The sequence below is a fragment of the Mycobacterium sp. NTMscope_MAC_269 genome, from assembly GCF_976985695.1.
The window spans coordinates 4,451,249-4,477,759 of the sequence record NZ_OZ335668.1 but is presented as its reverse complement, the minus strand read 5'-3'; the positions used below and the strand labels follow the sequence as shown (position 1 = coordinate 4,477,759).

25 protein-coding genes and 1 pseudogene are annotated in these 26,511 nt (G+C 66.8%); 16 read left to right on the top strand and 10 right to left on the bottom strand.

Annotated elements, in window-relative coordinates; all coding sequences use genetic code 11:
• The first annotated feature begins 7 nt into the window (after positions 1-7).
• The 7 genes from ACZ50Z_RS21185 (at position 8) to ACZ50Z_RS21155 (ending at position 6,281) form a co-directional block, all read left to right on the top strand.
• On the top strand, positions 8-1,159 hold the full coding sequence (locus ACZ50Z_RS21185; protein ID WP_464486341.1) for a virulence factor Mce family protein: 1,152 nt from the start codon (positions 8-10) through the stop codon (positions 1,157-1,159).
• Positions 1,153-2,703 (top strand): virulence factor Mce family protein, encoded by a 1,551-nt coding sequence (locus ACZ50Z_RS21180; protein ID WP_464485301.1) that lies wholly within the window; start codon positions 1,153-1,155, stop codon positions 2,701-2,703. The genes ACZ50Z_RS21185 and ACZ50Z_RS21180 overlap by 7 nt, the downstream gene beginning before the upstream one ends.
• Positions 2,673-3,353 (top strand): Mce protein, encoded by a 681-nt coding sequence (locus ACZ50Z_RS21175; RefSeq protein ID WP_464485300.1) that lies wholly within the window; start codon positions 2,673-2,675, stop codon positions 3,351-3,353. The genes ACZ50Z_RS21180 and ACZ50Z_RS21175 overlap by 31 nt, the downstream gene beginning before the upstream one ends.
• A complete protein-coding gene (locus ACZ50Z_RS21170; RefSeq protein WP_464485299.1) occupies positions 3,350-4,321 on the top strand; it encodes an RDD family protein in 972 nt (323 codons plus the stop codon). The genes ACZ50Z_RS21175 and ACZ50Z_RS21170 overlap by 4 nt, the downstream gene beginning before the upstream one ends.
• Entirely contained in the window at positions 4,318-4,872 is a 555-nt protein-coding gene (locus ACZ50Z_RS21165) for a mammalian cell entry protein (RefSeq protein ID WP_464485298.1), read from the top strand. The genes ACZ50Z_RS21170 and ACZ50Z_RS21165 overlap by 4 nt, the downstream gene beginning before the upstream one ends.
• A complete protein-coding gene (locus tag ACZ50Z_RS21160; RefSeq protein ID WP_464485297.1) occupies positions 4,839-5,543 on the top strand; it encodes a mammalian cell entry protein in 705 nt (234 codons plus the stop codon). Before ACZ50Z_RS21165 ends, ACZ50Z_RS21160 begins: the two co-directional genes overlap by 34 nt.
• Positions 5,544-5,615: 72 nt before the next feature.
• On the top strand, positions 5,616-6,281 hold the full coding sequence (locus ACZ50Z_RS21155) for a YoaK family protein (protein ID WP_464486340.1): 666 nt from the start codon (positions 5,616-5,618) through the stop codon (positions 6,279-6,281).
• On the opposite strand, the gene ACZ50Z_RS21150 is transcribed toward ACZ50Z_RS21155, so the two are convergent.
• The 4 genes from ACZ50Z_RS21150 to ACZ50Z_RS21135 form a co-directional block, all read right to left on the bottom strand.
• The gene (locus tag ACZ50Z_RS21150) at positions 6,274-7,383 is read right to left on the bottom strand and encodes a phosphodiester glycosidase family protein (RefSeq protein ID WP_464486339.1); all 1,110 of its coding nucleotides are present in this window, start codon (positions 7,381-7,383) and stop codon (positions 6,274-6,276) included. The genes ACZ50Z_RS21155 and ACZ50Z_RS21150 overlap by 8 nt on opposite strands.
• Positions 7,384-7,462: 79 nt before the next feature.
• On the bottom strand, positions 7,463-8,902 hold the full coding sequence (locus ACZ50Z_RS21145; protein ID WP_464485296.1) for a YhgE/Pip domain-containing protein: 1,440 nt from the start codon (positions 8,900-8,902) through the stop codon (positions 7,463-7,465).
• A gap of 57 nt (positions 8,903-8,959) precedes the next feature.
• Positions 8,960-9,685 (bottom strand): pirin family protein, encoded by a 726-nt coding sequence (locus ACZ50Z_RS21140; protein WP_464485295.1) that lies wholly within the window; start codon positions 9,683-9,685, stop codon positions 8,960-8,962.
• A gap of 25 nt (positions 9,686-9,710) precedes the next feature.
• Positions 9,711-10,589 (bottom strand): MarR family transcriptional regulator, encoded by an 879-nt coding sequence (locus ACZ50Z_RS21135; RefSeq protein WP_464486338.1) that lies wholly within the window; start codon positions 10,587-10,589, stop codon positions 9,711-9,713.
• 73 nt (positions 10,590-10,662) lie between these two features.
• Between ACZ50Z_RS21135 and ACZ50Z_RS21130 the strand changes: the two genes are divergently transcribed.
• Entirely contained in the window at positions 10,663-11,796 is a 1,134-nt protein-coding gene (locus ACZ50Z_RS21130; protein WP_464485294.1) for an NAD(P)H-dependent amine dehydrogenase family protein, read from the top strand.
• A gap of 110 nt (positions 11,797-11,906) precedes the next feature.
• Here ACZ50Z_RS21130 and ACZ50Z_RS21125 read toward each other — a convergent pair whose 3' ends face one another.
• A complete protein-coding gene (locus ACZ50Z_RS21125; RefSeq protein ID WP_464485293.1) occupies positions 11,907-13,316 on the bottom strand; it encodes an alpha/beta hydrolase domain-containing protein in 1,410 nt (469 codons plus the stop codon).
• A gap of 13 nt (positions 13,317-13,329) precedes the next feature.
• Positions 13,330-14,453, bottom strand: a pseudogene (locus ACZ50Z_RS21120) (sigma-70 family RNA polymerase sigma factor).
• Between ACZ50Z_RS21120 and ACZ50Z_RS21115 the strand changes: the two are divergent.
• From ACZ50Z_RS21115 to ACZ50Z_RS21100, 4 genes are all read left to right on the top strand, one after another.
• Positions 14,446-15,240: an alpha/beta hydrolase gene (locus ACZ50Z_RS21115; protein WP_464486337.1), complete on the top strand. Its 795-nt coding sequence runs from the start codon at positions 14,446-14,448 to the stop codon at positions 15,238-15,240. The pseudogene ACZ50Z_RS21120 and the gene ACZ50Z_RS21115 sit on opposite strands and share 8 nt — an antisense overlap.
• 142 nt (positions 15,241-15,382) lie before the next feature.
• A complete protein-coding gene (locus tag ACZ50Z_RS21110; protein WP_464485292.1) occupies positions 15,383-16,132 on the top strand; it encodes a DUF2786 domain-containing protein in 750 nt (249 codons plus the stop codon).
• Positions 16,129-16,641: a TIGR04338 family metallohydrolase gene (locus ACZ50Z_RS21105; RefSeq protein ID WP_464485291.1), complete on the top strand. Its 513-nt coding sequence runs from the start codon at positions 16,129-16,131 to the stop codon at positions 16,639-16,641. Before ACZ50Z_RS21110 ends, ACZ50Z_RS21105 begins: the two co-directional genes overlap by 4 nt.
• A complete protein-coding gene (locus ACZ50Z_RS21100) occupies positions 16,638-18,755 on the top strand; it encodes a glycoside hydrolase family 3 protein (protein WP_464485290.1) in 2,118 nt (705 codons plus the stop codon). Before ACZ50Z_RS21105 ends, ACZ50Z_RS21100 begins: the two co-directional genes overlap by 4 nt.
• A gap of 42 nt (positions 18,756-18,797) precedes the next feature.
• Here the strand turns inward: ACZ50Z_RS21100 and mymT are convergent, their stop codons facing one another.
• Positions 18,798-18,944, bottom strand: a complete 147-nt coding sequence (mymT, locus tag ACZ50Z_RS21095) for a copper-binding metallothionein MymT (protein WP_464485289.1) — start codon at positions 18,942-18,944, stop codon at positions 18,798-18,800.
• Between the two features lie 156 nt (positions 18,945-19,100).
• Here mymT and ACZ50Z_RS21090 point away from each other — a divergent pair, with 156 nt between their 5' ends.
• The gene (locus tag ACZ50Z_RS21090) at positions 19,101-19,757 is read left to right on the top strand and encodes an O-methyltransferase (RefSeq protein ID WP_464485288.1); all 657 of its coding nucleotides are present in this window, start codon (positions 19,101-19,103) and stop codon (positions 19,755-19,757) included.
• 2 nt (positions 19,758-19,759) lie between these two features.
• On the opposite strand, the gene ACZ50Z_RS21085 is transcribed toward ACZ50Z_RS21090, so the two are convergent.
• Entirely contained in the window at positions 19,760-20,743 is a 984-nt protein-coding gene (locus ACZ50Z_RS21085; RefSeq protein ID WP_464485287.1) for a nitronate monooxygenase, read from the bottom strand.
• 115 nt (positions 20,744-20,858) lie between these two features.
• On the opposite strand from ACZ50Z_RS21085, the gene ACZ50Z_RS21080 reads away from it, so the two are divergent.
• Complete coding sequence (locus tag ACZ50Z_RS21080; protein WP_464485286.1) at positions 20,859-21,299, top strand: SPW repeat protein; 441 nt, start codon at positions 20,859-20,861, stop codon at positions 21,297-21,299.
• Between the two features lie 837 nt (positions 21,300-22,136).
• Here the strand turns inward: ACZ50Z_RS21080 and ACZ50Z_RS21075 are convergent.
• Positions 22,137-23,186, bottom strand: coding sequence for a hypothetical protein (locus ACZ50Z_RS21075; RefSeq protein ID WP_464485285.1), 1,050 nt, complete (start codon positions 23,184-23,186; stop codon positions 22,137-22,139).
• Positions 23,187-23,314: 128 nt separating this feature from the next.
• Positions 23,315-23,995: a DNA-binding response regulator gene (locus tag ACZ50Z_RS21070; RefSeq protein ID WP_464486336.1), complete on the bottom strand. Its 681-nt coding sequence runs from the start codon at positions 23,993-23,995 to the stop codon at positions 23,315-23,317.
• A 674-nt stretch (positions 23,996-24,669) separates the two neighbouring features.
• On the opposite strand from ACZ50Z_RS21070, the gene ACZ50Z_RS21065 reads away from it, so the two are divergent.
• Both ACZ50Z_RS21065 and ACZ50Z_RS21060 read left to right on the top strand, forming a co-directional pair.
• On the top strand, positions 24,670-25,179 hold the full coding sequence (locus ACZ50Z_RS21065; protein ID WP_464485284.1) for a hypothetical protein: 510 nt from the start codon (positions 24,670-24,672) through the stop codon (positions 25,177-25,179).
• 85 nt (positions 25,180-25,264) lie between these two features.
• On the top strand, positions 25,265-26,497 hold the full coding sequence (locus tag ACZ50Z_RS21060) for an IS256 family transposase (RefSeq protein ID WP_464486090.1): 1,233 nt from the start codon (positions 25,265-25,267) through the stop codon (positions 26,495-26,497).
• Positions 26,498-26,511: the final 14 nt, after the last annotated feature.

Genomic DNA, 26,511 nt, shown 5'->3' with positions numbered 1-26,511 from the left:
GTCGGTAGTGGGGCAGATCGGGCACCGGGGATGGCAGGCCCTAGTGCTGCTGGTGGCCGCGATGGTGCTGAGCTCGTGCGGCTGGAAGGGCATCTCCAACGTCTCGATTCCGGGCGGCCCGGGCAGCGGGTCGGGGGCCATGACCATCTATGTCCAGGTGCCCGACACCCTGGCGATCAACGGCAATTCCAAGGTGATGGTGGCCGACGTGTTCGTCGGCTCGATCAAGGACATCAAACTGAAGAACTGGGTGGCCACCCTGACGCTCGGGTTGGACAAGCACACCAAGCTGCCCAAGAACGCCACCGCCAAGATCGGCCAGACCTCGTTGCTGGGTTCCCAGCACGTCGAGCTCGCGGCACCGCCGAACCCGTCGCCCGAGCTGCTCAAGGACGGCGACACCATCCCGCTGAAGAACTCGTCGTCGTATCCGACGACCGAGCAGACGCTGGCCAGCCTGTCGCTGATCCTGCGCGGCGGCGGCATCCCCAACCTCGAGGTGCTGCAGAACGAGATCTACAACATCTTCAACGGCCGCGGCGAGGCGATCCGGTCCCTGCTCGGCAAGCTGGACACCTTCACCACCCAGCTCAACGCGCAGCGCGACGACATCACCCACGCCATCGACTCCACCAACCGGCTGCTGACCTACGTCGGCGGGCGGGCCGACGTGCTGGACCGGGTGCTCACCGATATCCCGCCGGTGATCAAGCACTTCGCGGACACCCAGAACCTGCTGATCAACGCCGTCGATTCGGTGGGACGCCTGAGCCAGGTCGCCGACCAGTACCTGTCGGAGACGCGTGCGCCGCTGAATAAGGACTTGCAGCTGCTGCAATGCCCGCTCAAGGAACTCGGCCGCGCTTCGCCGTATCTGATCGGCGCGCTGAAGTTGATCCTGACCCAGCCATTCGACATCGACACCGTGCCGAAGATCTTCCGCGGTGACTACATCAACATCTCGCTGACGCTGGACCTGACCTACAGCGCCGTCGACAACGCGTTCCTGACCGGGACCGGATTGTCGGGAGCCCTGCGGGCACTCGAGCAGTCGTTCGGGCGCGATCCCGAGACGATGATCCCGGACGTGCGCTACACGCCGAACCCGAATGACGCTCCGGGCGGACCGCTGGTGGAAAGGGGGGACAGGAATTGCTGACTCCCTTCATCCGACGCCAGCTGATCGCGTTCGGGATCCTGACCGTCATCTCGCTACTCGTGCTCGGGGTGTACTACCTGCAGATCCCGAGTTTGATGGGCATCGGCCAGTACACCCTGAAGGCCGAGCTGCCCGCTTCGGGCGGGCTGTACCCGACGGCCAACGTCACCTACCGCGGCATCACCATCGGCAAGGTCACCGACGTCGAACCGACCGAGCACGGCGCCGAAGCCACCATGAGTATCGACAGCCATTACAAGATCCCGGTCGACGCGACGGCCGACGTGCATTCGGTCTCGGCCGTCGGTGAGCAATATCTGGACCTGGTGTCGACCGGAAACCCCGGCAAATACCTGGCGGACGGGCAGACCATCACCAAGGGCACCGTGCCCGCGGAGATCGGGCCGGCTCTGGACACGGCGAACCGCGGCCTGTCGGTGCTGCCGAAGGAGAAGATCGGCCAACTGCTCGACGAGACGGCGCAGTCCGTCGGCGGGCTGGGGCCCGCCCTGCAGCGCTTGGTCGACTCCACACAGGCGATCGTCGGCGATTTCAAGACCCAGATCACCGACGTCAACGACATCATCGAGAACTCCGGCCCGGTGCTGGACAGCCAGGTCAAATCGGGTGACAACATCGAGCGCTGGGCGCGCAACCTGAACAGGCTGGCCGCCCAGTCCGCACAGCAGGACCCGCACCTGAAAAGCCTGCTGCGCCAGGCGGCCCCGACGGCCGATCAGGTCAATAGCGTGTTCGGCGGCGTCCGGGATACGCTGCCGCAGACGCTGGCCAACCTCGAGATCGTCTTCGACCTGCTCAAGCGCTACCACACCGGCGTCGAGCAGGTCCTGGTGTTCCTTCCGCAGGGCGCGTCGATCGCCCAGACCGTGGCCGCGCCGTTCCCGAACATGGCGGCGCTCGACCTGGCGCTGTCGATCAACCAGCCGCCGCCGTGTTTGACCGGGTTCATCCCGGCCTCGGAGTGGCGGTCCCCGGCGGACACCAGCATGCAGCCGTTGCCGACGGGTACCTACTGCAAGATCCCGATGGAAACCCCGGCCAACAGCGTGCGCGGGTCGCGCAACATCCCCTGCACCGACATCCCGGGCAAACGGGCGGCCACTCCGCGCGAGTGCCGCGACCCCAAGCCGTACGTCCCGGCGGGCACCAACCCCTGGTACGGCGACCCCAACCAGACCCTGACCTGCCCGGCGCCGTCCGCGCGCTGTGACCAGCCCGTCAAGCCCGGCATGGTGATCCCCGCGCCGTCGGTCAACAACGGGCTCAACCCGGCACCGTCGGACCGGGTGGCGGGAACGCCCCCGCCCACCAGCGATCCGTTGTCGCGGCCGGGGTCGGGTACCGTGCAGTGCAACGGCCAGCAACCCAACCCGTGTGTCTACACGCCGGGCGGGCCTCCCACGGCGGTCTACAGTCCCCAAAGCGGTGAACTGGTGGGGCCAGACGGAGTTAAATACTCCGTCGAGAACTCGACCAGAACAGGAGACGACGGATGGAAGGAGATGCTGGCACCAGCCGGCTGAACCCCATCGCCACGGACGACGATTCGTTGAGCCCCGAAGACAAGGACGAGGATTCGACGGCACCCGACAGCGGAGCCGAGCAAGCCGATCCGCAGGGTGGCCCTCAGGATCCGATGGAATCCGGTGAGCCCGTCGTGGTCGCGCCGCGCGGCCCGTCGCGGGTGGGGCGTGGCTGGCTGGCCGCCATCGCGGTGCTGCTGGTGCTGTGCGGCGGCGCGATCGGGGCGGGGGGCTACCTTGCCCTGCGCTATCACCACGACAGCCAGGTGATCGCCGGCAATGATGCCACCGCGCTCAAGGCGGCGGTGGAATGCGTGACGGCGACCCAGGCGCCCGACACCAATGCGATGACCGCCGCTGAGCAGAAGATCATCGATTGCGGCACAGACACTTTCCGCACGCAGGCCCTGCTCTACACCACCATGCTCATCCAGGCGTATCAGGCCGCGAACATCCACGTTCAGGTGTCGGATGTGCGCGCGGCGGTCGAGCGCAACAACCCCGACGGTTCGATCGATATCCTTGTCGCGCTTCGCGTGCAAGTGGCCAGCGATCAGAACCAGAACGAGGCCGGCTATCGCCTGCGGGTGAAGATGGCGTTTGCCGAGGGGCGGTACAGGATCTCCAAACTCGACCAGGTGACGAAGTGACGGTGGTGGTCGAACCGACTGCAGCCACGGACGTCCAAGAGCCACCGCGGGAAGCCTTGGCGCCCTGGCATTCTCGTGTCGGCGCCGTCGCCATCGATGTGCTGCCTGGGCTGGCGGTGGTGACGACGCTGGCCCTGGTGTCGCTCAGCGTGCCGGCGCGCGGCGTGTGGTGGTGGGTGTGCGTCTGCGTCTTGGGACTTGCCATCCTGGCGATGTTGGTCAACCGGTTGCTGCTGCCGACGACTTTGGGGTGGAGCCTGGGCCGCGCGCTGGCCGGCATCGCGGTGACGCGCCGCGGCGGGGAAGCGCCGGGTCCGTGGACGCTGCTGGGGCGTGAGCTCGCCCACCTGCTCGACGTGGCGTCGGTGGTGGGATGGCTTTGGCCACTGTGGGATTCGCGGCGTCGCACGTTCGCCGACCTGGCCGCGCGCACCGAGGTGCGGCGCCTGCCACCGGAGCAGGCGCCGCCGAACGTGCGGCGCTGGGCCGCAGCGGCGGTGGCGGCCGCGACGGTGGTCTGCCTGGGCGGTGCCGCGATGAGCTATGGCGCGGTGTGTGCGCCGCAGCGGGCGAGCGAGCAGACCCGCGCCGAGCTCTCGACGCAGGGACCGAAAATCGTCGCCCAGATGCTGACGTATGACCCTAAGTCGCTGCAGGACGATTTCACCCGGGCGCAGTCGCTGGCGACCGACAAGTATCGCGGCAAGTTGGCCGCCCAGCAGGATCTGGTGCGCAAGGGCTCCCCGGTCATCAACGAGTACTGGGTCACCAACAGCTCGATCGAATCGGCGGCCCCGAAACGAGCCACCATGCTGTTGTTCATGCAGGGCCGGCGCGGCGCGGCACCCGGCGTGCGCTACATCAGCGCCACCGTGCGGGTGAACTTCGCCAAGGATGGCGGAAACCGTTGGCGCGTTGACGATCTCACCGTGTTGTCCAAGCCGAAACCACCGGGGAACGGCAAATGAGCCCGCGCCGCAGATTCGCGCCCGATGAGCGGCCGCTGCTCGTCGAACGCCCGATCACCCCGCAGCGAGAATGGCTGGCCCCGTTGGCCGCCACGGTCGCGGCGGTGCTGATGGTCGCGGCGATCAGCGCTTGCGCGCTGGTGTGGGTCTCCCACCAAGCCCAGGCCCGCGCCGCCTCGCGGGACCGCGAGGTGCTGACCTACGTGACCGGCTTCATGACACAGTTCACCTCCATCGACCCCTTTCACGCCAACGACTACGTGAACCGGATACTCGCCCAGGCGACCGGTGATTTCGCCAAGCAGTACCAGAAGAACGCCAACGAGATCCTGCTGCAGGTCGCCCGGGCCGAACCGGCGACGGGCAGCGTGCTCGACGCCGGCCTGGAGCGATGGAACGACGACGGCAGCGCCAATGTCATGGTGGCCACCGCCATCACCACGAAGTCACCGGATGAGAAGCAGGTCTTGGAAAACGCCAATCGTTGGGCGGCAACCGCGACGCAGGAAGGTAACCAGTGGAAGATCAGCAACCTGCAGCAGGTGATCTGACCGCCGGGGAAAACCCAGCGGCCGTCGAGGACGAGGCCACCGCTGCGGCACCCGACGACGCAGAGACCACGACGGCCGAGGTCACCGAGGACAGCGAGGACGCCGCCGAGCAGGCGACGGACACACCGCCGCCCACCGTCGCGCGCAAGCGACGCCTGGCGGGCAAGGCGTGGGCGATCGTCGCCTTGGTCGCCGCCGTGCTGTTCGTGGGTTCGGCCGGATTCGCCGGGGCGATGGTGCAGCCCTACCTGGCCGACCGGGCCGTGGCCGAAACAAAACTCAATGTCGCGCGGACCGCGGCCAACGCGATCACCACCCTGTGGACCTACACGCCGGAAAACATGGATACCCTCGCCGATCGCGCATCCGCGTATCTCACCGGCGATTTCGCGGCGCAGTACCGCAAATTCGTCGACGCCATCGTGGCGCCGAACAAGCAGGCCAAGATCACCAACCACACCGACGTCACCGGCGCGGCGGTCGAATCGCTCGACGACACCAACGCCGTGGTCATCATCTACACCAACACGACGTCCACCAGCCCGCTGACCAAGAACGTGCCGTCGCTGAAGTACCTGTCCTACCGGCTGTTCCTGAAGCGTCAAAAGAGCCGCTGGCTGGTGACCAGAATGACGACCATCACCTCGCTGGACCTGACACCGAAAATGTAACGCTGCGGCCGGCCGCGCCGAAATAGACTGCACGCCATGGCGGTTACCTCACCGGTATCACAACGATGGACGGTGGCGGCGCTGCTGCTGCTGACTTTTGCGACGGGACTGGCCGACTCGATCAGCATCCTGGTGCTCGGCCACGTGTTCGTCGCCAACATGACCGGCAACGTGATCTTCCTCGGTTTCTGGCTGGCGCCGCGAACCAGCGTCGACCTGACCGCGGTCGTGGTCGCCTTGCCGATCTTCGTGTGCACCACCGTGCTCAGCGGCCGGCTGTCCCGGCATTTCGGTGAGCGGACGCGGGCATGGATCACCACGGTCCTGGCCACCGAAATCGTGGTGCTCGTTGCGTTGTCGATTCTGGCGGGAACGGGAGTGCTTCCCTACCAACGCAATTCCACACTAGTCATGATCGGCATGCTCGCCGTGACATTCGGGTTGCAACACTCGAGTGCGCGCCAGTTCGGCATTCCGGAACTTTCCACCACGGTGCTGACGTCGACGATCGTCAGCCTCGGCGTGGACAGCCGGTTGGCCGGCGGCACCGGCGAGCGCCAAAGGCTGCGCATCGGCGTCGTCGTCACGATGTGCGCCGGCGCATTCGTCGGAGCGACGATGTCGAGGTACACGGTCGCCCCGGTGTTCGTGGTGGCCGCGGCGGTGATAGCGGCGAGCCTGCTGATCTTTCGGTGCGGTCCCAAACCAACGAAAAACGGTGCGGCGGTGCCTAGTTGAAGGCCAGCCAGCTCGGCAGCGCCCGCTCGTGGGAGTCGCAGAGCACCTGTCGGGTGTCGCACGACCCCCTGGGCGAACCGGCGCCGGCCCACATGCCGCCGGTGTCACGGCGCAACACGATCGCCGAGGAGCCACCGCCGTCGAGCAGCACGGCGTTGTCGCTGCCCAGCCCGCGGAACAGGTCCTGCATGTTGTCCGGGGTGTAGTTGCCGCCCTCGAAGATGTACATTTCGTCCTTTTGCCGCGCGTAGGCCAACGCCGTTCGCGCCGCGCTGGGCCCGCCGTCGTGCAGCTGTCCGGTGTTGCCGGGCGCCAACAGTCCGATTCCCGACACCGCCACGAACCTCTCGTTCTTGCTCAGCAGGTCCTGCACCACCGGGGTGGCGGCGTCGTAGTCCTTTTTGGTCTTGGGCCACACCACATACGGCGCGCCGCCGGACGGCAGGATCATGGTCGTCAGCGCGGACCAGCTCTCGCCGCCGCCGGACAGGCCCTGCTTGCCGGGATAGGCGAGGGTGCCGGTGACAACCTGGTTGGCCCGGCCCCGCCCATTGGTGTTGTCGACGAAGGCGCCCAACGGTGAACTGCACCCGGTCTGGCGCCACGAGCCGCCTTTTTGCCCGCGCACGTCGAAGAAGTTGGCGTTGATCGCGATCGTCGGCTGACCCATGCGTTGCCACGCCTGCAGCGGTGTGTAGAGCTCCGAGGCCTGCCACAGACCCTCGCCGGTGCGGGCACCGGGATTGTTTTCGCAGCGGGCCTGATCGCCCTGGTGCGTGTCGACGAGCAGGTGCGGTGAGAGACGTCCGGCCGCGTTCTTGATGATCATCAGGTGGCCGCCGTTGTTCATCTCATACCAGCTGCCGCCCGCGTTGAGCATCGGCGCGGGGTGGCCGGGGCCGAAGTTATAGACCAGGTAGGAACCGCGGGTGCTGCCGATGGCGTTGGCGAGCAGGTCGCGCCCGTCGGCGGCTCGAGCCAGGGGCTGCCCCGAGGTGACGGCGAACGTGAAGCAGGCGACGAGGGCGGTGCAGCACGCCGCCAGCCGGCGGAAGCTGGCGCGTCGGGTCAGCACGATCGCCCTTTCGGCCATGAACTGGATGCAACAGAGACATCATCAGCCTCATAAGTCACACTGTCAACAAAGATTACGGGATGATGTCGCTTGAGCCACGCGCGAATTACGTTTGTTCGCTTGGGCTTTCAGGTTCGGTGACGGAAGGCTTCGGCTCGGTGACGGCCGGGCTCGGCTCGGCCGGCTTCGGGTCGGAGGCGGTGGCCTCCGACCGCTTGCCGCGGCGGGCCTTGTGCTGAGCCTGGTGCTCCTGCGCGATCGCCAAGGCGACCGCACCCTGAATGCGGTGAAAGCCCTTGCGGTCGTAGAGGTGTGTGACGATGCCGCCGAGCAGCAGCCCGATGACGAGGCCCACCGACGTCATGGTCAGCGCCTGGGTCAGGCCCGCATCCCCGCGGCCACCGAAATACAGCAGCGATCGCGCGCCCAGGAAGACCTGGTGCATCGGCTCGAATGCGGCCAGCCAACGGAAGAAGGACGGCGTCGCCTCGAGCGGCACCGTGGCTCCGGCCGACGGCAAACCGAAAATCACGAAGATGAGCATGCTGACCAGCATCCCGGCCGTGCCGAGCACCGAGAGCAGGCTACTGGACGTGATGCCCACCGCGGCGATCGCGAACACGCCGAACGCCCAGAGTTGCCAACTGAGGTCGATCGGCATGCCGAGCGCGTCGGCGATCCACAGGTAGACGGCGGAGGTGAGCAGCGCGAGCAGCACCATCATGGCCCACTTGAGCAGTAGCGTCTGGAATCTCGAGATCCTGACCTGCTCGGCGAAGCGGTACACCGGCCCGAATTCGGCGGGCACGTAGCCCAGAAGCGCGTCGACCAGTGTGCTGACCACGATGCTGCCGGTGAACCCGGCCAGCAGGAGCAGCAGCGCGTAGTAGAAGGCGGACAATCCGTTGCCGGTGCCGTTGGGTAGCGGGTTGTAGACGACGGACTGGATCTCGATGGGGGCGCTCAGGCCTACCTGGGCCGCGCCGGCCAGGGGCGCGCCGCCGGTCTGCGCGGCTACCTCCGCCATAACCCGTTGTCCCGCTATGCCATTGGCCATGCCCATGGCCATGCTGAGCGTTTGGCCGGCGATGCTCGCGCCGAGCGTGCCGGCCCGCGGGTTGGTGGAGACGGTGATCGACGGCCGTTCGGCGCGGGTCGGCACGACCGCGCTGGTCGCGAAGTCCCGCAGCTTGGATGAGAAGCTGGGCGGTATCACCACCGAGCCGTACACCTGGCCGGTGTCCAGTTGCTGTTTGGCCTCACCGCGGGAGAGCACCCGGACGTCGAACTTGTTCTTGTCCAACCCATTGACCAGCCGGTCGGTGATCTGCGCGCCCCCCGGGCCGGCGTCCTCGTTCACCACCGCGATGGGGAAATGGCGCAGGTTGGTGCTGGGGTTCAAGATGCCGCCGAGGTAGAGCGCGCACAGCGCCGACATCAACGCCAACGTGATGATCAGGGGTGCCGCCCAGAATCGCACGGTGCGGATCGCCTTGATGTTGTGGTTGGGGTTGGGCGCCGCGTGCTGCGGGTGCGAGTGAGGCATGCCGACTCCTGTCTGTCGTGGCCACTCTATGGGCTACCTCGCCCGCCCTCTATGGTCTCAGTCACCCAGCTTCGCGTGCATCTCCCAGATCAGCAGCTCCGACGGCTCGCTCGCCTCCACGCGCCGCTCGTCGGCGTCGGCGAATCGCACGCCGTCGCCCTCGTTCAACTCCCCGATCCCTTCGACGCTGACCCGGCCGCGGGCCAGGAAAAAATGCAGGTAGGGGGCCTGGGGAAGGCTTACGGCCGCCCCGGGCCGCAGGCGGGCGGCGTGCAGCGCGGTGTTGCGGTTGTGCAGGGTGATGGCCGCGTCCCGGGCGGGGATGCCTGAGGCGATCGTCACAAGGTTGTCGTCCAGCAGTTTCTGGTCGATCTCGTGCTGTTGGTAGCTCGGGTCGATGCCGGGCTCGTCGGGCACAACCCACATCTGCACGAAATGCACCGGCTCGCTGGGGGAGTCGTTGCGCTCGGAGTGCAGGATGCCGCTGCCGGCCGACATGCGTTGCGCCAGTCCGGGATAGATCACCCCGCGATTGCCCGTGGAGTCGCGATGGGAGAGCTCGCCCCGCAGCACCCAGGTCAGGATCTCCATGTCCCGATGCGGGTGCGTGTCGAATCCCGTTCCCGGGGAGACGATGTCGTCGTTGTTGACCAACAGCAGACCGAAATGGGTGTTGCCCGGATCGTAGTGGTCGCCGAAGGAGAACGAGTGCCTGGAGGCCAGCCAGGGTGTGGTGGTGACGGCCCGGTCGGCCGCACGCCGGATCTCCGCGGTGGCAGACATGAGCCCAGCGTAATCCTCGACCGGGTCAGCCGACCGCCGCGGTGAGCAGCCGTTGGGCATGACGGAGCGCGGTGTCGAGGTCGGGCAGGGACAACCCGGCGGCGTGGCCCAGGTGGATCTCGATCTGGTACTCCGGCTGGCCGTCGGGGGAGAAGATCGGCAGAACGACGAATTCGGCAGTGGCCAAGTCTGTCTCAAGGATGTCGGTGACCGACCGCAGCGTCACCATCGTCATCAGCGTGGTGAGTTGACGGGTGACGTGGGCCGTCGGCTCCAGCGACGCCAGCACCTCGGCCAGCCGATTGTGCAGCGACTGGTGGGTGTCGTCGAAGCGCCAGGCGCCGTAGCCGCGAGCGCGGATATCGGCCAGCACCCGTTGGTGCTCGGAGATTTCGGCGCGGGTGAGCCGGGGCGTCACGCGATGCAGCCAGGCCTGGACGAAATCCTCGTCGCGCCACGCCATGGCGACCAGACCGAAAGGCGGGTCGATGGGGAAGCGTTGGCCCACAGCATGTTCGCCGTCGGTGCCGTGGCCGACGGCGTCGACGGTGGTCAGGTGCCGGGCGCCGATCTTCGACATGGAGCAGCCCGCACCGAGCGTGTCGTGCAGGAAGCGCAGCGCGTCACGCCCGCGATCCAGGAGCGGAAATTGCTCGCGCAGGCCGTGCACCAGGCCGAACAACCCGCTGCCGAGTACATAGCGACGATCTGCGCGCCGCGCCACCCACGCGCGCCGTTCAAACTCGGCCAGCACGAGGGCACACGTCGAGGTGCTGATCGCGCACCGCTTCGCCAGTTCGGCCGATGTCAGTCCGTCCGGCGAATTGGCCAAGGCGGCAAGGACATCCATCGCTCGCGCGGTGGGCGGCGATTTGGCGCGTGACTCGTCCCGTGCCTGCGCCATTGACGTATCCACCGCCACCTCCTTACGATCCGTCCAAAATGCCAGGATATACGTCCTAATATTAGGAGACATCGTGTTGAAGGTGGGAGTGTGGGGACCCGGTTCCATGGGCGTGGTCGCCCTGCGGGGGGTGATCGACCATCCGGAACTGCAACTGGTCGACGTCGTGGTGCACAGCGACGCCAAGGCCGGGCGCGATGCCGGGGAGTTGTGCGGCATCGCGCCGGTGGGCGTGGCGGCCACCCAGGATTCGGCGGCCATGCTCGCCGGCGACGCCGACGCGGTCGTGTACGCGGCCGCCGCCAACTTGCGGCCGATGGATGCCATCGAGGACATGGTGTCGATCTTGCGGTCAGGAAAGAACGTGGTGTCGTGTTCGGTGGTGCCGTTGGTCTTCCCCGACGGTGTCGACTCCGCGTTCACCGATCCGCTGCGCCGGGCCGCGCTCGACGGCGGGGTGTCGTTCTTCACCACCGGCATCGACTCCGGCTTCGCCAATGATGTTCTGCCGCTGGTGCTTACCGGCGTATCGCGGGTGATCGAATCGGTGCGAGTGACCGAGATGTTCAACTACGCGACATATCCGGACCGCTCCGCGGTCTATGAAATCCTCGGGTTCGGGCAGCAACCGGACTATCCGGCCTTCGCGGCCCAGCCGGGGATCTTCACCTTCGGCTGGGGACCGGTGTTGCATCAGCTCGCCGCGGGCCTAGGGGTCAAAATCGACCACATCGAGGAGACCAACGAGCGGATCCCCGCCGGCGAATCGTTCGACACGCCGACCGGGCACATCGCGGCCGGAACGATCGCGGCCATGCGCTCGACGCTGACCGGTTACGTCGGCGGGAAGCCGACATTCGTCCTCGACCATGTGACCCGCATGCGCGACGACATCGCCCCCGACTGGCCCCAGCCGCGCATCTGCATCCCGCCGAAGGACCTCGGCTACGGCATGGCCTCCGGCCGCGGGTTGTACCGCGTGGAGATCGAGGGCTCCCCGAGCATGCGGTGCGAATTCGAGATGGCCGAAGACCACGATCACGACCTGGGGGCGCGCATCGCCGGCTCCTCGCGGATGGTCAACGCAATCCCCGCGGTGTGCGCCGCCCCGCCCGGGCTGCTCTCCGCGCTGGACCTGCCGCTGGTCACCGGGGCCGGCCTGGTGCGTCCGGTGCCGGGCCCGCCGCCGGACAGCCGGCTGTTCTAGCTCTGTGACGGCGAGTGCCGGTACGGCGCGAGTGAGGAGTCGGGCAATCCGGCCTAGCTCGGTGACGGCGAGTGCCGGTACGGCGCGAGTGAGGAGTCGGGCAATCCGGCCTACGGCCGCTCACCGGGATACATCGCCGCGGCGAGCTGCAGGATCTCGGCCCGGTCGGCCGGCAGGATGAACCCAGAACGGATCGTCGCGTCGAGCGCGGCGGTGAAGAGCTCCAGGTACTCCGCGCTTCCGCCGGGGTAGAGCCGGCGCAGCGTGGCGGCGTCGAAAAGCTCACCGGAGCCGAAGATCATGGACATGATGCTTTCCTCGCCGCCCAGCCCCGAGGTCCGGGCGACCGGCACGTCCACCCATGGGGTCCTGAGGCCGCCCCGGGTGAGGCCGTTGCCGTCCACAACCGGTTGTGGCCCTTCGGTTTCGCGGACTTCGAGCGGTTGCGCGCTCGGCGCCGGCTCCCCGCTGGTGATCCATGTGTTGAGTGCCGCGAGCGCGGCCTGCACCACATAGTGATGTTGCGGTCCGAAGTTGATGCAGTGCGCCAATTGCTGGCCCATCAGCATGTTGGTCGGCGTGTAGGCGGCGGCGATGTCCTCCAGCGGTGCCGAGCCGCTGTCGATGAACGCAACCTGGATGGTGTAGTTGTCGGCGTGGGCGGCGCCGGCGATCTCCCAGACCCGCAGGTGATGGTTGTCGGGCTGCCTGGCGAAGTAGTAGCCTTCGCGCGCGCCGCCGAAGACGTCGGTTTCGGTGACCACCGTCAGCAGCGGAGCGCGCAGTTCGGGGCGGAAGGTAACCGCCTGTGACACATCGGATTCCGCGAAGATGGAACTTCCGTCGAGCGGGGCGGGCGTGCCGAATCGGGAATGGACGAGGAAGCCGTCGTAGCCGCGGGCCAACGCATCGACGGCATTGATGTAGGTCGTCAGGTACATCGCCGATTGCGACTCGCCCAGCGCGATGACGCGTGCTACGGGCAGATCATGCACCAGGGCACGGCGGTCGCTTCTGAGCAGGCCGGCGATTTGGGAGAAGATGTCGTAGGAGAAGGCGTCACCCGGGTGGTGCAGGGGCGCATACCGTTGTGGGTCCTGGCTTTTCAGCGACATGTCCGCGCCGAGCAGGCTCTCGCCGCCCTCAACCCCCACCCGCTGCGCCGAGACCCCGACGTAAGCGTAACCGGCCCGGATGATTTCGCGGTGCGCCATCATCCACACCGCGGGAGCGTCGATGCCACCGCTGACGTTGAGCCATTCGACAAGCACCGTCCCGTTGAATGCGGCCGAATCGATGGGTGTCAACACCACGATGCGTGTCGTGTAATCTGCTGAGCCCGAGGGGATTACGTCCCAGCGGCCGTCCGGGCCGGGCTCGGTCACCGGGGAATAGGACGAGGCCGTCCCGGAAACGAAGAATTCCTCGGCGCGATACCCTACGCCGGCGAGGTCGTAGGCGCTCAGCAGTAGCAGCGGCGTGCCGGGCACGGCGGTGACCTGGGTGGTGGAACTTGTCATGTGCGCAACCTTCTTACCTGGGCCCCGCGGGCAGCGAACCCGGCAGTCCGAACTTGGCGAACAAGGTGTCGTCGAGGAACGCCACCACGTGAGACACCTTCTCGCCGTTCGCATCCAGCACATGCAATTGGAACGGAACGTGCGCGTCGCCGGCGCGCATGTACATCGCCGCAGCGAGCTGGCCGTTGGCGACCAGCGGCAGCAGCCGCATGTCTCCGCTGCCCTCGGCCGGGCATTGCTGATGGATCAGGGCGACGATGTCCGCCGCGCCCCGATACCAGCCGACGTGCGGCGGCATCTCCCAGATCGCCTCCGCGGTGAACAGCTCCACCAACCGGTCGATGTCGTAGGTTTCGAATGCGGCGATGTAGCGGGCCAGCAGGTCTTGGGCCTCCGGCGAATCCGGCGGCGCCAGCCGGTCATCGGTGGTGGGCCCGACGGCGTCCAGTTGGGACCGGGCCCGCTGCAGCAGGCTGTTGACAGCGGTCGTGGTGGTGCCGACCGCCTCGGCGACCTCGGCCGAGCGCCACTGCAGCACGTCGCGCAGCAGCAGCACCGCCCGCTGCCGTGGCGGAAGGTATTGCAGCGCAGCCACGAACGCCAGCCGCACCGACTCCCGCGACCCGACGACCACCGACGGGTCCGCCGGGTCGTCGGTCAACGTCGGCAGCGGCTCCAGCCAGGGCAGCTCGCGGCGCTCCACCAGCTCGGCGGTCGGATCCGCGCTGGGACCGCCCAGGCCGACCGGCAACGCCCTGCGCCCCTTGCCCTCCAGGGCGCTCAGACAGGTGTTCGTCGCGATTCGGTGCAGCCAGGTCCGCAGCGAGGACTTGCCTTCAAAACGGTCGTAGGCCTTCCAGGCCCGCAGCAACGTCTCCTGCACCAGATCCTCGGCGTCGTGCAAGGAGCCGGTCATCCGGTAGCAATGGGCGAGCAGTTCGCGGCGATACGGTTCGGCCTGCACCGAGAAATCGGTCCCCACCTCCGGGTCACCTTCGGAGTTCTGCGCGAGAAGGCTCACGTGCATGAGCCTACGCAGTGTCCGCAAACCCGGCCCCGTTACGCTGCCCCTAATGACCAGGACCACCCGATGAACCGCACCGAACGCAGTTTCGACGGATTCGGCGGTGTGCGCATCGTCTATGACGTCTGGACCCCGGACACGGCGCCGCGTGCGGTCGTGGTGCTGGCACACGGTCTCGGGGAGTACGCCCGCCGCTACGACCACGTCGCCCAGTGCTTCGGCAAGGCGGGCCTGGTCACCTACGCGCTGGATCATCGCGGGCACGGCCGCTCCGGCGGCAAACGGGCGGTGGTGCGTGACATCCACGAGTACACCACCGACTTCGACACCCTGGTCGGGATCGCCACCCGGGAACACCACGGCCTCAAGTGCATCGTGCTGGGGCACAGCATGGGCGGGGGGATCGTCTTCGCCTACGGCGTCGAACGCCCGGATAACTACGACCTGATGGTGCTGTCGGGGCCTGCGGTGGCGGCCCAGGACCAGGTGTCGCCGCTGCTGGCCCTGGCCGCCAAGGTGCTCGGCGCCTTCGTGCCCGGGCTGCCCGCGCAGGACCTCGACGTCGACGCGATCTCCCGCGACCCGGCGGTGGTCACGGCCTACAAAAACGATCCGCTCGTGTACCACGGCAAGGTTCCGGCCGGTATCGGGCGCGCGTTGCTGCAGGTCGGTGAGACCATGCCGCAGCGGGCGCCGGCCCTGACCGCGCCGTTGCTGGTGGTGCACGGGTCCGAAGACCGGCTGATTCCCGTCGCCGGCAGCCACCGACTCGTCGAATGCGTGGGGTCCACCGACGTCGAGCTCAAGGTGTATCCCGGCCTGTATCACGAGGTGTTCAACGAGCCCGAGCGCGAACAGGTGCTCGATGACGTCGTCTCCTGGATCACCGCTCGGTTGTGAGCGAGCGTGTCGGACGGCTGCAGTACTTTGGCGCCCATGACTGGCGCCGGCGACGATGCAGAGCGATGCGATGAGGAGGAGCGGCGCCGATGACTCGCGCCGGCGACGATGCAGAGCGATGCGATGAGGAGGAGCGGCGCCGATGACTGACGACAAAATGCTGGCGCGCATCGCCGCCCTGCTGCGTCAGGCCGAAGGCACCGACAACACCCACGAGGCCGACGCGTTCATGTCGGCGGCGCAGCGGCTCGCGACGGCCGCGTCCATCGACCTGGCGGTGGCGCGCTCGCATTCGGCGCAGCGTTCGGCCGCGCAGGCCCCGACCCAGCGCACCATCACCATCGGCGCGGCGGGCGCCAAGGGGTTACGGACGTACGTTCAGCTCTTCGTGCTGATTGCCGCGGCCAACGACGTGCGCTGCGACGTCGCATCGAATTCGACGTTCGTCTACGCCTACGGGTTCGCCGAGGACATCGACGCCAGCCACGCCCTGTATGCCAGCCTGGTCGTGCAGATGGTGCGCGCGTCGGACGCCTACCTCGCCTCGGGCACGCATCGTCCCACGCCCACGATCACCGCCCGGCTCAATTTTCAGCTGGCCTTCGGGGCGCGCGTCGGCCAACGGCTGGCTGAGGCCCGCGACGAGGCCCGAAAAGAAGCCACCAAGGACCGGCGGCGCGCGCCGGGAACCGCTATCGCATTGCGGGACAAGGAGGTTGAGCTCGTGGACTACTACCGTGGTGCCTCGAAGGCACGCGGCACGTGGCAGGCCAGCCGCGCGTCGGCCGGATATTCCTCGGCGGCGCGGCGCGCGGGCGACCGGGCCGGGAAGCGAGCGCGGCTGGGCAACAGTCCCGAACTGCCCGGGGCGCGGAGCGCGCTGAGCGGGTGACGCCCGGGAACTCCCCGCGGCGGGATTCTCAACGCTCCAGGGTGTACGCGGCCGAGGAATTCGTCCGCACACTGTTCGATCGTGCCGCCCAGCACGGCTCACCAGCCGTGGACTTCTTCGGCACCCAGTTGACGCTGCCGCCGGAGGGACGGTTCGGCTCGGTAGCCTCCGCCCAGCGCTACGTGGACGACGTGCTGGCGCTGCCGGCGGTGCGCAAGCGGTGGCCGGGGGTGGCGCCGTTGCGGGTCCGGCCGCGCCGGGCCGCCACCGCCGCGCATTACGAAAACTACGACGGCGCAGGCGTTATCGCGGTCCCCGACCGTGACACCGCCGACTGGGCGCTGCGGGAGCTGGTGATGCTGCACGAAGTGGCGCATCATTTGTGCCAGGCCGGGCCGTCGCATGGCCCCGAGTTCGTCGCGACGATCTGTGAGTTGACCGAGCTGGTGATGGGACCCGAAGTGGGACATGTGCTGCGCGTCATCTACGCCAAAGAGGGTGTGCGGTGAGCGATCCCGACGACCGGGCGCGCGAGATCGAAGCCCAGATGACCGACGACGAGCGATTCTCGCTGTTGATCGCGGTGATGGGGGCCGGTGACTTGTGGACCGTGCGCGACGCCCGCATCCCCGAGGGCACGCCGATGAGCGCCGGATACGTGCCGGGGGTTCCCCGCCTCGGCGTTCCCCCCTTGCTGATGAGCGACGCCGGCCTCGGCGTCACCAACCCCGGCTACCGCCCGGGCGATGAGGCCACCGCGCTGCCCGCCGCGCTGGCGTTGGCCGCCGGCTTCGATCCGGCGCTGGCCCGGGCCGCCGGCGAAGTGATCGGCCGAGAGGCGCGCAGCCGCGGGTTCAACGTGCAGCTGGCCGGGGCGATGAACCTAGCGCGCGACCCGCGCAACGGCCGCAATTTCGAATACCTTTCCGAGGACCCGCTTTTGACCGCCGCGATGGTCGCGGAGTCGATTGACGGCATCCAGCGCCACGGCGTCATCTCGACGGTCAAGCACTACTCGCTGAACTGCAACGAGACCAACCGGCACTTCCTGGACGCGGTCATCGATCCCGACGCGCACCGCGAATCCGACCTGTTGGCTTTCGAGATCGCGATCGAGCGGGCGCAACCCGGCGCCGTGATGACCGCATACAACAAGGTCAACGGTGTCTACGCCGCGGCAAACGATGTCCTGATCAACCAGGTGCTCAAGGGTGCCTGGGCGTACCGCGGTTGGGTCATGTCGGATTGGGGCGCCACGCCGAGCTGGGAGTGCGCCCTGGGCGGTCTCGACCAGGAGTGCGGGGCGCAGATCGACGCGCTGCTGTGGCAGGCCGAGGCCTTCGGTGCGCCGCTGCGCGACGCCTACGCCGAGGGCATGCTGCCCCGCGAGCGTCTGTCGGACATGGTGCGACGAATCCTGCGGTCGATGTTCGCCGTCGGTATCGACCGCCCCGCCGCTTCGACGGCACCGGATTCGGCCGCGCATAACGAGATTGCACTGCGCATAGCGCGCCAGGGAATCGTGTTGCTGACCAACGGGGGAGCGCTGCCGTTGGCGCCCGAGCCGGGCCAGTGCATTGCCGTTATCGGCGGGTACGCGCACCTGGGCGTGCCGGCCGGTTTCGGCTCGAGCACCGTCGTTCCCCGGGGGGGCTATGCGGGCGTGGTCCCGATCGGCGGCTCAGGCCTGGAGGCCGGGCTGCGCAATCTGTACCTGCTTCCGTCGTCTCCGCTGGAGGAGTTGCGAAACCAGCTGCCGCAGGCGCAGATCGAGTTCGATCCCGGCATCAGTCCGGCCGAGGCGGCGCTGGCGGCGCAGCGCGCCGACATCGCGATCGTGTTCGCGGCGCGTGCCGAAGGGGAAGGGTACGACCTGGCCGACCTGTCGCTGCCGTGGGGCCAGGACGAGATGATCACGGCGGTGGCGGCCGCCAATCCCAATACCGTGGTCGTGCTCGAGACCGGAAATCCGGTGAGCATGCCCTGGCGCGGCATGGTGAAAGCCGTTGTGCAGGCGTGGTATCCGGGTCAGGCCGGCGCCCGGGCGATCGCCGAGATCCTCACCGGGCGGGTCAATCCTTCAGGCCGGCTGCCGATCACCTTTCCGGTCGACCTGGACCAGACGCCTCGCCCACGCCTACCCGGCGCCGACGCACCGTGGGGGGCGGCGAGCACGATCGAATACTCCGAGGGCGCCGACGTCGGCTACCGCTGGTACGCGGCCCATGGCCACACCCCAATGTTCGCCTTCGGTCATGGCTTGTCCTACACCAGGTTTGAATACCACGACTTGGTGCTCAGCGGCGGAGAGACCATCACCGCCAGTTTCAACGTCGTCAACACCGGTGATCGCGCCGGTGCCGACGTGCCGCAACTGTATGTGACGGCACTGCCGAGCGGACCGTGCCTGCGGTTGCTGGGATTCGAGCGGGTCGAGCTCGAATCGGGCGCCAGCTGCCGGGTGACGATCGAGGCCGATCCGCGCTTACTTGCCCGCTACGACGGGGGTGTCGGAGGCTGGCGGATCGAACCGGGCGATTACACGGCGGCGGTGGGTATTTCGGCGTCGGCCATGAAGCTGGCGGCCGCGGCCGAGCTGGCCGGCCGTACGTTCGGGCGGTGACTCACACGGGCTGACGCCCGAACGCACGACCGGCCCGGCGCGTTACTCGACGGGGGTCAGCGCGTCGCCGCACGTGCAGCGGTACGACTCTTCCGCGCCCGAGCAGTGGCAGGGGACCTCGATGCGGACGCGGCAGCCGCAGCCTTCGTGACCGCACGTCAGCAGGGTCCCGGCTTCGTAAGTTGCCATTTGACTCACCCTTTCTTGTGGTGTGACTCGTGCGACGTGGTTCGGCCGCACCCCCACTATATACCCCCCACGGGTATACGTAAACGGTCGCGACCGGATTCGCGCCGGGACCGGCGGTGGTGCGAGGACCGGGCGGGCGCGGCTAGCGTTGGCGCCATGACCGAGAAACCAACCCCCCACGACGTCGACGCATTCTTGGACAGCACAGTGGTTGGCGACGACCAGGCGTTGACCGCGGCGCTCGAGACCAGCAGCGCGGCCGGGCTACCGCCGATTGCGGTATCGGTGCAGCAAGGAAAATTCCTCAGTCTGCTCGCCGGCGCCATCGGCGCGCGGCGCATCCTCGAGATCGGCACCCTGGGCGGCTTCAGCACGATCTGGCTGGCCCGCGGCGCCGGGCCGCAGGGCCGGGTGGTGACGCTGGAATACGAACCCAAGCACGCCGAAGTGGCGCGGGGCAACCTGGAACGCGCCGGCCTCGCCGATCGGGTGGAGGTGATCGTCGGTGCGGCGCTGGACACGCTGCCGACGGTGACCGGCCCGTTCGATCTGATCTTCATCGACGCCGACAAGGAGAACAACCTCGGATACCTGGAGTGGGCCGTCCGCTTGGCCCGGCCCGGCGCAGTCATCGTGGTGGACAACGTGATTCGCGATGGCCAGATCCTGCGGCCGGATTCCGACGATGCCCGGGTGGTGGCGACCCGCCAAACGCTACAGGCGATGGGCGAGCACCCGCGCCTGGACACGGCGGTGATCCAGACGGTCGGTGCCAAGCACTGGGACGGCTTCGCCCTGGCGCTGGTGCGCTAGCCTCAGCGCGGCGTCAGGTCGGCGACCGCCTGGGCCGCGGAGGTGAGTTCGCCGATCCGCAGGGCGGTTTCACCGGCATAGAGGGCGGTGCTGTCCAAGAAAGAATCGGGCACATCGGCCACCGGCGCCAGCGGCGTGAAGAACGGAAGGGCCGGCGACTGCAGGCGCATCAGTGCGCCCGCATCGAAATAGCCCAGCGCCGAAAGGGGCTGGCTGACCGCGTTGAGCGCCGCCGGTACCGCTTTGGCCCGCCCGTCGGGCCAGCACCACCGGCGCGTGGCCGCATTGGGCACGACGCGGTGCCGGAGCGGCCAGCTCAGGCCGAACAGGTTGGTTTCGATCGTCCTGTCCGCCCGAAGGATTCGGCGCTGATACGCGCGGTTCGCGTTCGCCTCGTGGGTCAACAGGAATCGGGTGCCTGCGATCACGCCGCCGGCGCCGCCTTCGAGCGCGGCGCGAGTATCGGCAGCGGTGGCGACGCCGCCGGCCAGGAACACCGGACGGTCCCCCGCTGCGCGCAGGGCGTGCGGCAGGAAATTCAGGGCCGGCACGGTTCCGACGAGGTGCCCGCCGGCCTCGCGGCCCTGGGCGATCAAACCGTCGGCGCCGCAGGCGATCGCGGCACGCGCTTGCGCCTCGGTGCCCACCATCACGAAGACGAAGATCCCGGCGCCTCGCAGGTGCTCGACCAGGCCGCGCTTCTCGCCGAACGCCAGCACGACCACGTCCACCCGGGCGTCGATGCATACCGCCACGTGATGGCGATGCACGAAGGGCAGCAACAGGTTTGCCGCGACGGTGCGGCCCGGCGCCTGTTCGCGCACCCGATCGATCGACGCCCGCAGTCGCCGCGGGGTGTCGATGCCCAGGGTGCCCAGCCCGCCCGCGTGGGCGACCGCGGCCGCCAGCGGCGCGCCTGCCAGCCCGCCGCCCATGCCAGCCTGTCCCACCGGGCAATCGAGGCGCAACCTGTCCGCGACGTCCATCCTCACTACGCTACGCGGACGCTCGAACTGGGCAGCGATCGAGCGTAATCTTGAGCACAGATGGATGGGTGTAGCAACGCTCAAAAGGCTTGCTGCATAACAGAAAGGTCACAAAATGAGTACAGTCCATTCATCAATCGATCACCACCCCGATTTGTTGGCGTTGCGCGCCCGCTACGAGCGCGTTGCCGAGTCGATGAGTGCGCATTTCACCTTCGGCCTGGCGCTGCTGACGGGTCTGTATGTGGCGGCGTCACCGTGGATCGTGGGATTCAGCGCGACGAGGTCGCTTGCCACGTCCGACCTGATCGCCGGGATCGCGGTGGCGTTCCTGGCGTACGGGTTCGCGACGACGCTGGATCGCGCGCACGGCATGACGTGGACGCTGCCGGTGCTCGGCGCGTGGGTCATCGTGTCGACGTGGATCCTGCCGGATGTCGTGCTGACCGCCGGCATGACGTGGTCGAATGTCGTCGCGGGTGCGTTGTTGACATTCTTGGGTCTCAACGCCACCTATTTCGGCATGCGCACGCGCGCCACGGGCGCTCACGCCTAGCCGCGAGCGCGACTGCGCGAGAAGATAATTCGCGCCGACCGAGGTGATCCGGCCGGATTCGGTGGTCACGTGGCGAAGCGTCGTGCAGCCCGTGAAAAACGAGCACGGGTTCGATGCGGTAACACCGACCACCGGATTCGACCGCCAGCATTCCCGACCCTTCGGTCAGACGCGACGATCGGAGTCTGCGATAGTGATCACGCGTCCCGCCGCGGGGAAACGTCGCCGCCAGGCCTCACGTGTGAGGCGGTTGAGCTTTCTGGATCCAGAAATGCCATCCGGGTGGCGCGGGTGGCCACGAGGGGTCGGGTTTCCAATCCCGCGATGGTGCCCAGTCCTGCGGCGGGGTCGGCCATCCCGGTGGGGGATTGAATCGCATCGAATCGGTGCCTGCAGAGGCGGTGTCGAACCCTGGCTGGCTTGGGGACGTTGGCCTTCTGGGGCCAGGGGGGTACGGATAGCGGTAGGAATCAAGCGCTGATGCGCCGGTCTTCCACGCGCCTTTGAGGCGTTCCTTGAGCCCGCGCGCTTTGTCCGGATTTCTCATGAGATAGCCGCCGCCCGCCGCAACGAGCACGATGGGCACCACAAGGAGTGCCGATCCGAAGCCGCTCCCGAAGAAGAAGAAATGCGAACGGCGTGAGCCGCGGCGAGCGACGAACTCGACGGTCTCGGCCACACTGCCGGAGACGTTAGGACCGTGGAGTGAAAGGAGCACCTCAAGAGTTGTCGACACGTTCTCCGGAACCCCCTTCGGAACGCTAGAGAGTTAGTTAGTTACTGGCATGTCGGCTTGTCATTCGCCCGACCACGACCGTCAGACGATCACACCGTGTTTCACTGTGTCGGTGGCCGCGCATGGAACGTTCCGTTCGTCGACGGATCGCGTCGCTGAAGTTCGGTGAGTAGCCGGTCACCGAAGGCTTTGTACAGGCCGTAGCCGTCCATGCTTTTTGTCAGGGGCACGGGGATGAAGTAAATGCGTTGGCGCCGCCATGTCCAGCTGTCAAGATGCGTCGAAAGGAATGTCCAGCCGGAGAGATCACGTTTCAGCGCGACATGAAAGTTCAAGGGTTTCCAGGTACCGCCGCGGACCGTGAAGTCGGCACGCTCTGGGGCGGAGCCGTTGAACTGGACACTTGACAGAGGTCCGCGCAGCGTATTGGCGATGTCGACCGCGGTACGGATGGCCTCGTCTGCGGCTAGTCGCGTTTGAGCATGCAATCCGGCTTTTTCGTGGTAGCCGTGGCGGAAGCAGATTGCCCATACCGCTATCACGAGAACGAGTGCTGCGATTTTGGCGTCGGAGCCGCCGGAGAGAAACAGGATCAGCGCGATGAAGCCACCGACAGCACCTGCGACCAGCTTCAGGCGTCCGGGGGCCGCCAGCCATTGGAAGACCTTTTCTCCCGAGAGCGCCGGTGGAAGTTGCGTGCCTGGGGAGCCGTAGCGAGGGGGTGCGTAGTAGCCAGGTGCCGCGCCGGGGTGAGGGCGCTGGGTGGGTGCCGCACCAGTGTGCGGGTGGCTGCTGTTTGGCTCTGGATGTGTGGTCCGCCCAAAGTGGATTGCGGCCTGGCGGTGGTAGTCCGCGTGCGGGTCAGCGTGGGGAGCGCCCCAGACGGTGTTCGGCGGGGCGTCGTTGTCTTGGCTGGCCGCCGGGTGCCAGCCATATGGTGTCCCCGCTGACGCCGGCCCGACGCTCGGTGATTGCTGGGGCCGCGAATCGGCGGGATGGTTGACGGCGGCGTCGGAAGGTGGATGCCCCGACGAATGGGCGGATGGAGGGCCCGACGGCAGGTGAGGCGCGCGCGGACTGGGAGGCGTCGAACCGATGCCGGGGTAGGAATAGCCCTCACCGAAATCGCTCGGCGGCATTCTGTCGCTCACCACTCGGATATAACATGCGTTCACCGATGCCGAGCAAACATCGCGCCCGGATTAGTACGAACGGCTTACACGGCAATTGCCGACTTGCTGCGCGCCTCATGACGTCAGGTAAGCGCCGACAGAACAGGTCAGAGGTCGCTGAGACTGAGGATGCCGTCTTCGATTGCCCGCGCCAGCAGAGCTGACTTGGTGCGCGCTGGTCGGCCGGCCGCGGCGTATTTAACCCGTGCGCGTTGCAGGTGGGTGCGCACCGTCGTCGGTGCGATGAAGAGCCGTTTGCCCACTAGTTCTTTGCTTTCGGTCTGAAACCACGCGACAAGCACTTCTTTTTCCCTTTCGGACAGTTTTGTCCGGCCCGGGGTGTTGTCGTTGATCAAGGCTTTGGTCATCCTGGGGCCCGCGTAGGGTTCGCCGGAGCGTGCGGAGTGAACCGCAGCGACAAGGTGATGCTGTCCTTCAGATTTGACGAGGTAGGTCAGTGCCCCGATCTCCAGACTGGTCAGGATCACTTCGTCGCTGAACATGTGGGAATACACGACGACGCGCACGCCGGCGTTGCACAGGGTGGCCAGACTTTCCCAATCAGGGCGTCGGGCGTCGATCTGCAATTCGAAGAGGAGGACATCCACCTCGTCGTTCGGAACCGTCGGATATCGCGCGAAGTACTGCCGCGGATTGTAGAAGCTGCCGGCTACCGTAATGGGCGGGTCAGCGCTGGCGCACCATGCTTGGATGCCGGCATGAACCACGTCGTGATCATCGATGATCGCAACCTGCACCGACGCTGGGTCGTTGTCGCAAGCGGCCATCGCCAAAGCACCCTCCCTAGCGCCTGGTCGGCATGTTCAGAGCAAATGCAATCTTTACGGGCCCGTGCGGGGATTTAATCATGGACGCTGACTCCGCGTGATTCTTTGAGCACCGGGACGGCCTGCTGTTTCTGCTGGATAGTCGGGTGGCTTGGGATGGGAAACCGGATCGCTCGGTGGTCTCGTTCGTCGGCGTCCGCTCGTGGGATGGACTCTCGGGTTATCTAGGGCACGCGGCGAGTATCGGCATGCTGGCAGAGCGCCAGGACTCAAAGATGCGCAATTACTGCTGAACGGCAGAGGACTTCGATTGACAACGCGGGCGTTCGCGGCCGGTGGCGGCGCGCGCTGGCCGGAAGCCAGAACAATCGGTCGAACCGCCGGAGACGACCGCAGCTAACTGTCGCCGCGGCGACCGCAAGTCGCGCGTAGGTCCCGAATTCCCGTGTGGGCTCTTTTACTGCACCGCATCGTGTGAGCTGCATTGCCCGCGCCAACGAAAAACGGAGGACGCCGGGATGCGATATCGATCCATTCGGATAACGCCAAGTCTGCGGAGGCTGTTCACAGCGTACGTATAAGGGTCTTGCAGCCATTTCAGGGATTCGGCGTCTGACCGGGGTGTAGCGTTTGTCACCAATCTCACGTAACAGGCGCAGCGGGAGGATACCGCAATGAAATCGATGACCCCGGGTACCATCGCTGCGGCTGCTGTCATCGTAGGATTGGCAATGGCCCCACCGGCCAATGCGGACACGACGGCCACCGTCAAAGCGCAGACTCAGCGCATGAACGGTCCGAATCTGAAATCGGGCCAGGATGGCATATACAAGGTCGGGCAAGTCCTTAACCTGGTTTGCCACAGTACTGGTCAGCCGGTGAAAGGATTTTTTAGTTTCAACATTCCCAACGGTGGTTGGGATGACTTGTGGTACAAGACGTCTGATGGTCATTACGTCGCCGATGTCGATATCGAAACGCACACACTGAATGCACTGGGGCCGGAATGTGGGCGCGGAGGAAGTGAAGCGCCCGCCCCGGCAGCAGCCAACGGTGATAGGGCAGGACAAGCGCTAGCCTGGGCGCGTAACCAAATGGCGAGCAACCCTAACAGCACGGTTCAGTGCGAGGTGTTTGTGGAGCAGGGGGCGTGTCTCATTGACTGTGTAAGTGGTTGGGCCTGAATGGTGGTCAGGCATGCTGGCCACCGGACAGGAGTGAATCGCTTTGTCTCGATCGGATCCATCGCGCGATGAGGCTGCCAAGCAGTTGGCGCAGGTGCTGCCCCCGGCGGCACTTGATGCCTTGCTTGCCGACGCCGAGGCCTCCGGCATGCCTATCGACGGCCCTGATGGGCTGTTGTCCCAGATCACCAAGAGTGTTCTCGAACGCGCCCTCGATGTCGAGATCGCCGATCACCTTGGCTATGAGCACGGCGATCCGGCCGGCAATGGCTCGGGCAATTCGCGCAATGGCCACGGACGCAAGACCGTGCTGACCACCGCCGGCCCGGTGGATCTGGAAGTGCCTCGCGACCGCAATGGCACCTTCGATCCGGTCATTGTGCCTAAGCGCAAACGCCGGCTCGGCCAGGTCGAGGACATGATCTTGTCGCTCTACGCGCGCGGCATGAGCACCCGTGACATCACCGAGCACCTGGCCGAGGTCTATGGCGCCAGTGTCTCAGCGGCCACGGTCTCGCGGGTCACCGAGGTGGTGGCCGACGAGATCGCCGCCTGGCAGTCCCGGCCGGTCGATCCGGTCTATCCGATCCTCTACATCGACGCGATCCGGCTCAAGATCCGCGATGGCGGCGTGGTGGCCAACAAGGCCGCCCACGTGGTGATCGGGGTCGATGTCGAGGGCATCAAGCAGGTCTTGGGGGTGTGGATTCAGCAGACCGAAGGGGCGAAGTTCTGGCACGGCGTGCTCACCGAGCTGCGCAATCGGGGGTGCCGGGATGCGTTGTTCGTCTGCTGTGACGGGCTGACCGGGCTGCCGGAATCGATCGCCGCCGTCTGGCCCCAGGCGGTCATCCAAACCTGTGTCGTGCACTTGTTGCGGGCCAGCATGCGCTACGCCTCCTATACCGACCGCAAGAAGATGGCCGCCGCGCTGCGCCCGATCTACACCGCAGCCACCGAACAGGCCGCTGCGGTCGCCCTGGAGCAGTTTCGGTCTGAATGGAAGACCAAATCCCCGGGGGCGGTCGCGGTCTGGGACCGGGCCTGGGCGGAGTTCGTGCCGTTTTTGGCCTTCCCCGTCGAGATCCGCAAGATCATCTACACCACCAACGCCATCGAATCGCTGAACTACCAGCTGCGCAAAGTCACCAAGGCCCGCGGCTCATTCCCGTCTGACGCCGCGGCGATGAAACTGCTGTATCTGGCCATCCGCAACATCAACCAGAAACGAGGATCAGCCCAAGGACAAGGAACCTACCGCTGGACCGAAGCGCTCAATGCTTTCGCGATCCAATTCCCCGACCGACTCCCACTATGACAACCCACTAAACA

Coding starts and splice junctions, on each gene's coding strand:
- ACZ50Z_RS21110 (WP_464485292.1), top strand. CDS start 15,383: ATGACTGACGACAAAATGCTGGCGCGCATCGCCGCCCTGCTGCGTCAG.
- ACZ50Z_RS21080 (WP_464485286.1), top strand. CDS start 20,859: ATGAGTACAGTCCATTCATCAATCGATCACCACCCCGATTTGTTGGCG.
- ACZ50Z_RS21165 (WP_464485298.1), top strand. CDS start 4,318: ATGAGCCCGCGCCGCAGATTCGCGCCCGATGAGCGGCCGCTGCTCGTC.
- ACZ50Z_RS21085 (WP_464485287.1), bottom strand. CDS start 20,743: ATGGACGTCGCGGACAGGTTGCGCCTCGATTGCCCGGTGGGACAGGCT.
- mymT (WP_464485289.1), bottom strand. CDS start 18,944: ATGGCAACTTACGAAGCCGGGACCCTGCTGACGTGCGGTCACGAAGGC.
- ACZ50Z_RS21135 (WP_464486338.1), bottom strand. CDS start 10,589: ATGGCGCAGGCACGGGACGAGTCACGCGCCAAATCGCCGCCCACCGCG.
- ACZ50Z_RS21090 (WP_464485288.1), top strand. CDS start 19,101: ATGACCGAGAAACCAACCCCCCACGACGTCGACGCATTCTTGGACAGC.
- ACZ50Z_RS21070 (WP_464486336.1), bottom strand. CDS start 23,995: ATGGCCGCTTGCGACAACGACCCAGCGTCGGTGCAGGTTGCGATCATC.
- ACZ50Z_RS21065 (WP_464485284.1), top strand. CDS start 24,670: ATGAAATCGATGACCCCGGGTACCATCGCTGCGGCTGCTGTCATCGTA.
- ACZ50Z_RS21175 (WP_464485300.1), top strand. CDS start 2,673: ATGGAAGGAGATGCTGGCACCAGCCGGCTGAACCCCATCGCCACGGAC.
- ACZ50Z_RS21140 (WP_464485295.1), bottom strand. CDS start 9,685: ATGTCTGCCACCGCGGAGATCCGGCGTGCGGCCGACCGGGCCGTCACC.
- ACZ50Z_RS21125 (WP_464485293.1), bottom strand. CDS start 13,316: ATGACAAGTTCCACCACCCAGGTCACCGCCGTGCCCGGCACGCCGCTG.
- ACZ50Z_RS21145 (WP_464485296.1), bottom strand. CDS start 8,902: ATGCCTCACTCGCACCCGCAGCACGCGGCGCCCAACCCCAACCACAAC.